General features: G+C 40.4%; 5 protein-coding genes and 1 pseudogene. 4 read left to right on the forward strand and 2 right to left on the reverse strand.

Annotated elements, in window-relative coordinates; genetic code table 11:
- Window positions 1-21 precede the first annotated feature (21 nt).
- From V7K76_RS24695 to V7K76_RS24710, 4 genes are all read left to right on the forward strand, one after another.
- Window positions 22-7,542 (forward strand): amino acid adenylation domain-containing protein, encoded by a 7,521-nt coding sequence (locus V7K76_RS24695; RefSeq protein ID WP_334777459.1) that lies wholly within the window; start codon window positions 22-24, stop codon window positions 7,540-7,542.
- Window positions 7,543-7,634: 92 nt separating this feature from the next.
- Window positions 7,635-8,432, forward strand: a complete 798-nt coding sequence (locus tag V7K76_RS24700; RefSeq protein ID WP_334777458.1) for an aspartate/glutamate racemase family protein — start codon at window positions 7,635-7,637, stop codon at window positions 8,430-8,432.
- A 109-nt stretch (window positions 8,433-8,541) separates the two neighbouring features.
- Complete coding sequence (locus V7K76_RS24705; RefSeq protein WP_334777457.1) at window positions 8,542-10,353, forward strand: ABC transporter ATP-binding protein/permease; 1,812 nt, start codon at window positions 8,542-8,544, stop codon at window positions 10,351-10,353.
- Window positions 10,354-10,463: 110 nt separating this feature from the next.
- Window positions 10,464-10,721 (forward strand): helix-turn-helix domain-containing protein, encoded by a 258-nt coding sequence (locus tag V7K76_RS24710; protein ID WP_334777456.1) that lies wholly within the window; start codon window positions 10,464-10,466, stop codon window positions 10,719-10,721.
- A gap of 122 nt (window positions 10,722-10,843) precedes the next feature.
- Here the strand turns inward: V7K76_RS24710 and V7K76_RS24715 are convergent, their stop codons facing one another.
- Both V7K76_RS24715 and V7K76_RS24720 read right to left on the reverse strand, forming a co-directional pair.
- The gene (locus tag V7K76_RS24715) at window positions 10,844-11,272 is read right to left on the reverse strand and encodes a hypothetical protein (RefSeq protein WP_334777455.1); all 429 of its coding nucleotides are present in this window, start codon (window positions 11,270-11,272) and stop codon (window positions 10,844-10,846) included.
- A gap of 236 nt (window positions 11,273-11,508) precedes the next feature.
- Window positions 11,509-11,712 (reverse strand): annotated as a pseudogene (locus V7K76_RS24720) (transposase); the annotation flags it as partial.
- Between the last annotated feature and the right edge of the window lie 133 nt (window positions 11,713-11,845).

Below are 11,845 nucleotides of genomic sequence, written 5' to 3' on the forward strand. Positions count from 1 at the left end.
GGTGAAGTGGAGGTAATTTCTGTGAATGTCAAACAATTAGTATCTGAACTTTCTCAGCGAGGTGTGAAGTTGTGGGTTGAAGGTGAACAGTTGCGTGTTAATGCTCCCAAAGGAGTATTGACAGTAGAAACCCGTGACTTACTTGCTAAGAATAAAGCAGAACTGATTTTGTTACTTGAGCAGAAAAATGCAATTGCTACCCTCCATGATTTACCTCTAATAAAAAGCGATCGCACTCAAAAATTACCTCTATCTTTTGCCCAAGAACAAATTTGGCTCTTGAGTCAATTAGAACCAGATAACCCGTTCTACAACGAACTATTAGCTTTGCGGCTTCATGGTCAATTAAACGTCCTGGCACTAGAGCAAAGCCTGAATAAAATTATCGCTCGTCACGAAGTTTTACGTACCAATTTCCGCACTATCAATGAGCAATCAGTCCAGGTAATTGCCGAAAGCTTAACCTTAAGTGTGGCAGTAGTAGACTTAACAAAATATCCTGAAAGTGAAAAAGAAATCGCCCTCCAGCAATCAGCTAAAGCAGAAGCTACTCAACCATTTGACCTTGTAAGTTCTCCTTTAATCCGAGCTTCTGTATTTAAACTTACAGAGGTAGAACAGGTTTTGCTGCTGACAATACACCACATTGTTTTTGATGGTTGGTCAACAGGTGTATTGATGCGGGAGTTAGCAAGCATTTACTCGGCTCTGTGCCATAACTCATCCCCACAGCTACCTGAGCTACCAATTCAGTATGCCGATTTTGCGATTTGGCAAAGTCGGTTGTGGCAAACAGGGATAATTCAAAAACAGTTTGATTACTGGAAGCAACAACTCAAAAACGCTCCCTCTTTATTAGAATTACCCACAGACCGACCTAGACCAGCCGTGCAAACTTTCCGGGGAGCGCGTCAATATATAGAACTGCCAATTGAATTGAGTGAAGCACTTGCCAATTTTAGTAGGCAAGAAAGAGCCTCTCTATTCATGACGCTGTTTACGGCTTATGTTACCTTGCTTTATCGCTATACAGGACAAGATGACATTGTAGTAGGTACACCCATTGCTAACCGCGATCGCCTGGAGATAGAAGGGTTAATTGGCTTTTTTGTCAATACTTTAGTCCTACGCACAGATTTATCAGGCAACCCCAGTTTTAGGCAGTTACTAGGTCGAGTCAGGCAAGTAATACTCGAAGCTTACGCTCATCCAGACCTACCTTTTGAGGAATTGGTCAAAGTATTGCAGCCACAAAGGGATCTGAGCTATTCACCATTATTTCAAGTGTTGTTTGCCTTCCAGAATCTACCTGCCTCTGGAGTAGAACTTAGTGGTTTAACTGTCAGTCAATTTGCGGCAGAAAGCGCAACTGCAAAATTTGATTTGACGTTATCAATGCAGAACACTGCCACTGGACTAGTCGGGATGTGGGAATATAACACTGACTTGTTTGATGCAGGTACTATCGAACGGATAGCAGGGCATTTTGTGACCTTACTAGAAGCCATTGTGACTAACCCACAGCAGCAAATATCACAATTGCCCCTACTGACAGCAGCAGAACAACGAAAGTTACTCGTTGAATGGAACAATACACAAGTTGAGTATCCCCGCGATCGCTGTATCCATCAGTTGTTTGAGGAGCAGGTAGAGCGTACACCCGATGCAGTGGCAGTTGTGTTTGGCGATCGCCAATTAACTTACCATGAATTAAACAGTCGCGCTAATCAGTTGGCGCACTACCTAAAAACTTTGGGTGTAAAATCTGAAGTCTTGGTAGGCATTTGCGTCGAACGTTCTTTAGAAATGGTCGTAGGACTGTTAGGGATTCTCAAAACTGGCGCTGCTTATGTGCCACTTGACCCAGAGTATCCAACTGAGCGTTTAGCTTTCATGTTAGAAGATGCTCAAGTTTCAGTATTACTCACCCAACAGCATCTAGTTGATAAATTACCTGAGAATCAAGCAAAGCTTGTATGCTTAAATACTCAATGGAGAAAGATAGCTCAGTCAAGCCAGAATAATCTCATCAGTGATGTACAACCAACTAATCTGGCTTATGTGATTTATACCTCTGGTTCTACAGGAAGACCAAAAGGTGTGATGATTGAGCATCAGTCTTTAGTCAACTTTACCAAAGCTGAGGTAACACAATGGGGCATTAACCAAAAAGATTGCATTCTCCAGTTTAGTTCTTTTAGTTTTGATGTCTTCGCTAAAGATATTTATCCCTGCTTAAGTGTTGGCGGCACATTGGTATTGCGTACAGAGCAAATGCTCAATTCCTGGTTTGCTTTGATTGAAGGAATTGAGCGTTGGCAAATAACCGTACTGAATGTACCAGCAGCCTACTGGCATGAATTAGTTACAGAATTGGCTCGAACAAACAAGCGTTTGTCACCGAGTCTACGACTAATAACCATTGGCGGAGAAAGATTACTCCCAGAAAAAATCAAACTGTGGTACGAATATATACAACAAAATTCAGATTTATATGAAACTTCTCCACAGTTAATGAACGGTTATGGGCCTACGGAAACAACAGTTCAAGCTAGCAGCTTTCCTTTATCTGCCCAAATGTGCGACTCGGCTTTATCCTCGATTCCCATTGGTCGCCCTGTCTTTAACACACAAATCTACATCCTCGACTCAAACTTACAACCAGTTCCCATAGGTGTACCAGGAGAACTGCACATTGGTGGAACAGGATTAGCGCGAGGCTACCTCAATCGCCCAGAGTTGACTAATGAGAAATTCATCCCTAATCCCTTTGAGGAGGCAAGAGGCAGAAGGCAGGAGGCAGGAGGGAGTAAATTATATAAAACCGGGGATTTAGTACGCTATTTACCCGATGGCAACATTGAATACATAGGACGTATAGATAATCAAGTTAAAATTCGCGGCTTCCGCATTGAGTTAGGCGAAATCGAAACAGTACTCAGCCAACATGGAGATGTACAGGCATCTTGTGTCATTGCCCGTGAAGATATTCCTGGTGATAAACGCTTAGTTGCTTATGTTGTGCCGCATCAAGACTGTACACCAACAATTAATGATTTACGCCACTTCCTCAAGGCAAAACTCCCAGAGTACATGGTTCCAAATGCAATAGTGATTCTGGAGTACCTGCCACTCACCCCTAACGGCAAAGTAGATCGCCGCGCTTTACCCGCACCAGATTTACACAGGAAACCCAAAGATAAATATGTTGCCCCACGTACACCCGTTGAAGAAATGCTGGCACAGATTTGGGCGCAAGTGCTGAAAGTGGAACAAGTGAGTATTTATAATAACTTTTTTGAACTGGGGGGACATTCACTACTAGGAACGCAACTACTATCACGGATTAGCAGCGTTTTCCAAGTGCAGATACCCTTGCGTAGTCTGTTTGCCGCCGCCACAGTTGCGGAATTAGGGCATTTGATTGGGCGATCGCAAGCAACGTCTCTACCTCCTTCCCCACCCATTTTACCAAGGTCAAGGGATGCAATATTACCATTATCTTATGCTCAACAGCGTTTGTGGTTTTTAGACCAGTTAGAGCCGAACAGTGGTTCGTACAATATGCCCCTCACTTTGCGGTTGGTAGGAACTCTCAATCAATCTGCTTTAGAAGAAAGTTTACAAGAAATCATTCATCGCCACGAAACGTTACGGACTAATTTTATTACAGTTGATGGAAGACCAATTCAAGTTATTAGGGAACAGGGAATAGGGAATAGGGAACAGGAAATACTATCAGTTATTGATTTAAAGCATTTACCCACAACCGAAAAAGAAATTGTCACTCAGCAATTAGTGCAAAAACAAGCACAACAACCTTTTAACTTGGCAGATGAACCACTAATTAGGGCAACTTTAGTCGCACTGTCTGAGACAGAACACGCTTTGTTAGTGTTTATACATCACATTGTCTCGGATGGCTGGTCAATGGGTGTGTTTATTCAAGAACTGACAGCACTATATAATGCTTATTCTCAAGATCAGAGGCCATCGTTAGTGCCATTGCCGATTCAGTACGCAGATTTCGCAATTTGGCAAAGACAGTGGTTGCAAGGGGATGTACTGCAAAGCCAACTCTCGTACTGGCAACAACAACTAGCCAATGCACCAACTTTATCTTCCCTGCCTACAGACCGACCTAGAGGGGCTGTGCAAACTTACCACGGGGCATATCAAGAGTTTGCACTTTCAAAAGAACTAACTGTTTGGCTCAAGCAGTTGAGCCAAACAGAAAGCGTCACTTTGTTTATGACGCTGTTAGCAGCATTCCAAATCTTGCTGTGGCGTTATAGTGGGCAGGACGATCTCTGCATCGGAACACCGATCGCTAACCGCAACCGTGCAGAGATAGAACCATTAATTGGCTTTTTTGTCAATACCCTGGTGTTGCGTACCCGTTTGGATGGTAATCCTAGTTTTAGGCAGCTATTATCACGGGTGCGAGAAGTCGCTTTGGGAGCATACAGCCATCAAGATTTGCCTTTTGAAATGTTGGTGGAAGCATTGCAGCCAGAACGAAATCTTAGTCACAACCCAATTTTTCAAGTATGGTTTAATTTAATTAATTTGGCAGATACCCAACCGGAACTGTTGGGATTGTCTGTAGAACCGATATCGATACCAGAAGCAGCTTCTAAGTTTGACTTAAGTTTGTATGTTGCAGAACACGAACAAGGAATAAACCTGCAAGTAGTTTATAATTCTGACCTATTTACTTGTGAACGAATCACGGAAATGCTGCAACAATACGATCATTTGCTCAATCAAATTGTTGTTGAGCCTAATAGCGAAATTGCCTCTTATTCTCTTGTCACACCACCAGCCCAACTTTTACTGCCAAATCCCACAACCGCTATACCAGAACCAGAATACGAATTAGTTACAACAACTTTTACCTCTTGGGTAAATAGCACGCCAGAACAGCCAGCAGTACGTCAAGGAACTCGCACTTGGAACTATGGAGAATTAGGCAAATGCTCTCAAGCTTTAGCTAGAGTGATGCTGAGTCACGGCATCCAACGGGGAGATGTTGTTGCTTTGTATGGGACATCCAGTTTTGGATTAATTGCCAGTGCGATCGCAGTGCTTTTGAGTGGCGGCGTATTAATGACAGTCGATCCCCAACTTCCCAGCGTTCGCCAAAAGCTAATACTCCAAGAAGCTCAAGCTAAATACATATTAGAGCTTGATGGTCAGCACCCAGAAACCCCGGAGATATGGCAATCTTTAACTGTTATACGTATAAATAAAGACACAGCAGAACCGATAAATTATCATCACCAGGAAAGTAGTAATAAAATACCCATACCGGAAATATCCGGTGACGATCCAGCCTATATTTTCTTTACTTCTGGTAGTACAGGCGTTCCGAAAGGAGTGTTAGGCTGTCACAAAGGGATAGCGCATTTTATCAGTTGGCAGCGTCAGACTTTTGAAATTAGTCAACAAGACCGCATTGCTCAATTAACAAAACTTTCCTTTGATGCCATCTTAAGAGATATCTTCTTACCTTTAACCAGTGGTGCAACCTTGTGTCTGCCAGCAGCAGGGGATAACTTAGAACCGACAAAAATTCTGCATTACTTGGAACGCGAACAAATTTCTGTCGTACACACAGTTCCTTCTTTGGCACAATCATGGTTAGCGAATGTACCCTCTGAAGTCTCCTTGCGTAGCTTACGCTGGTTATTCTTTTCTGGAGAACCTCTGAAGGAAACACTCATCCGGCGGTGGCGGGATGCTTTTCCCCAAGCAGGAGAAATCATCAATCTTTATGGGGCGACAGAGACAACTTTAGTCAAGTGTTACTACCAAGTACCCAGCGAACCGACACCAGGAATACAGCCAGTAGGAAGGCCAATGCCTGACACCCAAGCACTTGTTTTGAGTGTAAATCAACAAATGTGCGGTATTGGAGAACCGGGCGAGATCGTTTTGCGGACACCATTTTGCAGCTTGGGCTACATTAACGCCCCTGAAGAAATGCGCTTTCGGTTCGTCAAAAATCATTTTCGCAACGATCACCAAGATTTGTTGTACTATACAGGCGATCGCGGTCGCTATCTTCCCGATGGCTCTCTAGAAATACTTGGTCGCCAAGATTATCAAGTCAAGATTCGCGGCATACGCATTGAGCTTGGGGAAATTGAGACAGCGTTAGCACAACACCCATCTATGCATCAAACTGTAGTAACTGCCCATGAAGATGTTCTGGGTGAACAAAGCTTAGTGGCTTACATCATCCCAAATCCAGAGTCAGCACCAAGCATTAGTGAAATTCGCGGCTTCCTCTCTACCAAGCTGCCACAATATATGCTTCCTTCTAGTTTTGTATTTCTAGATAGCTTGCCACTAACAGCCAACGGTAAAGTAGACCGTCGAGCATTGCCCGCACCTTCTCACATCAATAACTTGGGCAAATTTGTAGAACCCCGTAACCAAATAGAACTGCAATTGGTACAAATTTGGTCAAAAATTCTCAAAGTTGACAAAGTTGGAGTACAAGAAAACTTTTTTAACCTTGGCGGTCATTCCCTTCTAGCTCCCTACTTAATGGCTCAAATTAAACAGCAGTTTGGTAAAGAGATTCCTTTAGCCAGCCTGTTCCAAAATCCAACTATTGAACAGTTGGCGACAATTGTGCAAGTAGAATCGGATAGCTCAAATTCGTCTTGTTTAGTACCAATTCAGCCTAATGGTTCAAACTTACCTTTCTTCTGCGTTCCCGGTACTGGTGGTGAGCCTTTCTACTTGTATCACTTAGGGCATTACTTAGGAGCAGAGCAACCGTTATACGGTTTTCAACCAAACAAGTTTGATAGAGAATTAGAGCCAGCCACCCAAATTCAAGAGATGGCTAGTCGTTACATTCAAGCAATACAAACTGTTCAGCCGCAAGGGCCATACTTTTTGGGAGGGCATTCTTTTGGAGGCAAAGTAGCTTTTGAAATAGCGCAGCAGTTGCTTCATCAGCGATATGAAGTTGCCTTGCTCGTCATTATTGATACTACTGCACCAACCCTGAATGAAAGAAAAACACGTCTTGATTGCCTTGATTGGGATCGTGCTAGGTGGCTGATTGACTTGATTAAAACAGTAGAAGTTGCGCTGGTAACGAAGATAGATATTACTGAAGATACCTTGCGATCGCTACCTGAAAATAAGCAACTAAATTACGTTTTAGAGCTTTTCAAAATGATTAATATGCTACCGCCTAACGCGGAAACTACACAACTCGAAAATATGCTGCAAGCTTATAAAACTAACTCTTTATCTCTAATTGATTATGTACCACAACAAATCTATCCTGGTGGGATTAAGCTTCTACGTGCCAGTGAGCCTTTTGGGGACAACTACGCTAGAAAATTACCTGCTGAGATGTTACAAGATTCAGCCTTGGGGTGGAACGAGTTTTCTGGCGAACCAGTGAATGTCGATTTTCTTCCTGGCAATCATGTAACTATGATGTCTGAACCCCACGTTCAAGTTTTAGCCGAACGCTTGAAAGCCTACATCCAGCAAGCACAAGCACAGAGTTAATACCAACTCTCTAAAACTCGACAACATATTTTGTCCGAGTTTTGTAATTACGAATTGGAATACCATAGCAATCAATAATTCAAAGAATATTTATGAATAAAAAACTACCAATGCTTGGAGTTTTAGGTGGTATGGGACCTATTGTTACTGCTGAATTTCTCAAATCTATTTATGAATATAATCAGTTTATTGATAAAGAACAAGAAGCACCCAACGTCATTGTTTTTTCCATACCCTCTGCACCCGATCGCACCAATTCAATTAATAGTGGGAATGAACGAGAATTTATTGATTTTATGCAACTACATCTAGAAAGCCTCAATAAATTAGTTGACCGTATAGTAATTAGTTGTTGTACATCTCATTACGCTCTGCCTTATATCCCAGAACACCTCACTAATAAAGTAATTTCCTTAATTACAATTGTAGACCAACAACTACAAAAACATGATGAACCTGCCCTTTTACTAGCAAGCGCAGGTACTTATCGCAAAAAACTATTTCACGAAGGTTGCACTGCTGCCAATCGAATTATTTATCTATCTGAAAAAGACCAATACTCGCTCCATGAGATGATATATAGAGTATTGAAACGAGGACAAGAGCCACTCACAATTCTTGTAGATATCCAAGATTTGTTACATCAATATAAGACCAGTTCCTATATTTCTGGTTGTACAGAATTTCATCTGTTCACCAAATCGCTCAAGCTACATGGAATTGATTTTATCCAAGCGATCGATCCTTTAACTACAATCGCCAAAAATTTTTATCAGCTATTAGAAACATCCACGTTTAATTCTAATTTATTTACAGAAAATATAAAACTTACTAAGCAATTTAATTCAGCAGCTACTAACACTAAAATATCTTTATGTGAAACGATTTAATTGTACATAAAATTTTTTATTATTTGATTACTATGCCTAATGAAATAGAAAGCAAATTTTTACTGCCTCCTACCTTATCCTTACTATAAATAGTATTGCCGACTTACTCATGCAAACTCAAGCTTTTCCTAATCAATCTTTAAAAAAGACTTTTTTTCTTTCAACTTTTACTCAATTTTGGGAAAACATCAAAATGATTGCCGGCCCTTACTGGTTTCCTACAGAGGTAGGAGGAAGGGCATTTTCAGAAGTGATACGTTCCTGGGGGATGTTAATTCTCCTGATATTCTTAGTAATGGCACTTGTGAGCGTAACTGCCTTTAATACTTTCATTACTCGCGATTTAATAGATGTTATTGAGGAGAAAGATGCTTCTAGATTTTGGCAAATGATATTGCTTTATGCTGTTGGTCTTTTGTTTGTAACACTCCTGGTAGGATTTTCTAAATTTGTTAGAAAAAAAATAGCTCTTGATTGGCACCAATGGTTAAATAATCAAATATTAGAAAAATATTTGCGTAATCGCGCCTATTATAAAATCAATTTTAAATCTGATATTGATAACCCAGACCAACGTCTAGGGCAAGAAATTGAACCTATTGCTAGAACTGTTCTTAGTTTTTCAACTACTTTGTTAGAAAAAGTTTTAGAAATGGCAATTTTCTTGAGTATTCTTTGGTCAATTTCTCAATTTGTTGCATCTGTTTTGCTTGTTTATACAATCATAGGAAATTTAATCGCTCTTTATTTAACTCAAGAACTAAATAAAATTAATCAAGAAAAGCTGGAAGTTGAAGCAGATTATAATTATTCCCTAACTCATGTTCGGAATCATGCCGAATCAATCGCTTTTTTTCAGGGTGAAAACCAAGAATCGAATATCATTGGGCGTAGATTTAGCCAGGTTATTAAAAATATTCAACGCAAAATTAACTGGGAAAGAAATGAGGACATATTTACCAGAGGATATCAAGCCCTGATCCAAATATTTCCTTTTTTAGTGCTTGCACCTTTATACATAAATGATGAAATTAATTTTGGACAAGTTAGCCAAGCTAATATGGTTGCCAATCTATTTGCTGGTGCGCTAGCAACACTCATCAGTGAATTTAGTACTTCAGGAAGATTTTCGAGTTACATTGAGCGTTTAACTGAGTTTTCAGATGCGTTAGAAGCTGTTACCAAAGAGCCAGAAAATATCAGCACCATTAAAACTATAGAAGAAAACCGTCTGGCTTTTGAGAATGTTACCTTACAAACGCCTAACTATGAACAGATGATTGTTGAAGACTTATCATTAAACGTTCAGCCTGGAGAAGGTTTATTAATTGTAGGGCCGAGTGGTGGAGGTAAGAGTTCTCTGTTGAGAGCGATCGCAGGTTTGTGGAATGCGGGAACTGGTCGTCTGGTGCGACCTCCCTTAGACGAAGTGTTGTTTTTGCCCCAACGTCCTTACATCATTTTGGGAACTCTGCGCGAACAGTTACTCTATCCTAATACAAATCGCCAAATAACTGATGCAGAACTCAAAGAAGTTTTGCAACAAGTCAACTTGCAGAACTTGCTAAGTCGAGTTGAAGGCTTTGATACAGAAGTTCCTTGGGAAAATATATTATCGCTGGGAGAACAACAACGCCTAGCGTTCGCCCGATTATTAGTTACTCATCCTAGCTTCACTATCTTAGATGAAGCAACAAGTGCCTTAGATTTGAATAATGAAGGTAATTTATATCAACAGTTGCAATCAGCAAATACAACTTTTATCAGTGTTGGACATCGAGAAAGTTTGTTTAACTATCATCAATGGGTTTTAGAACTCTCACAAGATTCTAGTTGGCAACTTGTGACTGTGCAGGATTATCGGTTGCAAAAAGCAAAAGAAATTGTCACTAATACTTCCGAAAATACTGAGGTCATCTGAGAATCTCATCAACCAGAAATATCCACAGAGATAAGTGCTTACGCAAAATAAATTGTATATCATGGAAATAGTAGTGTAAAATATCTTCTTGGCAAGAAGAAGGTAAAAAAATGCGATTTATTAAAGATTTAACTATTGATACAATCAAATTACTTAACAGAATATATAAACAAAGTTCTCATTATCAAGTTAAACAAAGAGCGCACTGTATTTTGTTGAGCTATGAAGGAAAAACAATTTCTGAATTGATGGAAATTTTTCAAGTCACCCAAGGAACCATATATAATTGGATGAACGATTGGGAAGAATACAGATTGTTAGGACTATATAATCGCCCACTGGAGTTTAGACTAAGCCATGCAAAATGACCCAGCAGGGCTGAGTTAATCAGAGACTTAGTAAAATTATCAATAATCTTGAGTATTAAACTGCAATTGATGGTTCTTTGCGTGGTCGTGTTATAGTTTTTTTAACAATTGGGCATCGGTTTTTACGGTGACGCTTTTTTCCTGGTTGCCAACCAGGGGACTTTCCACGAGGTTTGGGTGCTCTTGTGGGAGTACCAATCGCCGCGAAAACTCCACCCATAGCTTGAGCAACTCAACGAGCGAGTCAAATTACCCTGAGATTTCTGCCAAGGGAGGGGATTGTCAGTCACGATATCACGGGCTAACCACAATTCCCAAGTCATCAGAGGCATGAGGTCACTCCACCTGTCACATTGCTTGGGAGTGCTTAAGTTTGGAACTGTCCAATGTAGACGCTGTTTCAAAAAGCGATACCAATGGTCAATTGTAAAGCGACGCAAGTAAAGACACCAAACTTCTTCTAATGGTGGCATTTCTTCTCCTACCCAAGCCAACCATAAAGGTTTGGAGACTCGTTCATTGCCTTGCGCGTCGAGACGTTCAACCCTCATCAGTAACCGAAGAGCGTGTAGCAGCTTTACGGAAGTGTAAATCTTTCCACAAGCTCACACGCACACGTCCTAATTTTACCTGAGTTCGACATAACATAAACGCTTAAAAATGAGTCTTAGTCAATGTTCTATCAATTAGTGATTATTAATGACAATAAATAGTCAAAATAAACTAATCCAAAAACTGCTATTTTGGAAAATTTAAGTTAAATAATTTAGTTCAATAAAAAGAGTAATTAAACTAACAAAGCAGGTAAATTTTCGGCTTCATTTTTATCTAGCTTTAAAGAGGGTTTTTTCTCTTGAAAAGTATAAGCAATTAAACCTGCAAGTAGATTAACCATAAAATTCTTAACACTCCTATGGCGAGAATGAACAATTTGAGAAATATTTTTTAACTGGTCATTAACAGTTTCAATCAACGACCTTTTACGTAACATCCGTCTTGGAAAATCGCTCCACTTGGGGAGACCCCAAGTCCCGGATTTCTCACAAAGAATGAGAAAATAGGGGTCAAAAACTGCCAAAATCTATATTGCACAAGTATCCTAGCAGTTTGAAGTATGACCCCAA

It is taken from the genome of Nostoc sp., from assembly GCF_036917975.1.
In the GTDB taxonomy this organism is placed as follows: Bacteria; Cyanobacteriota; Cyanobacteriia; order Cyanobacteriales; family Nostocaceae; genus Nostoc.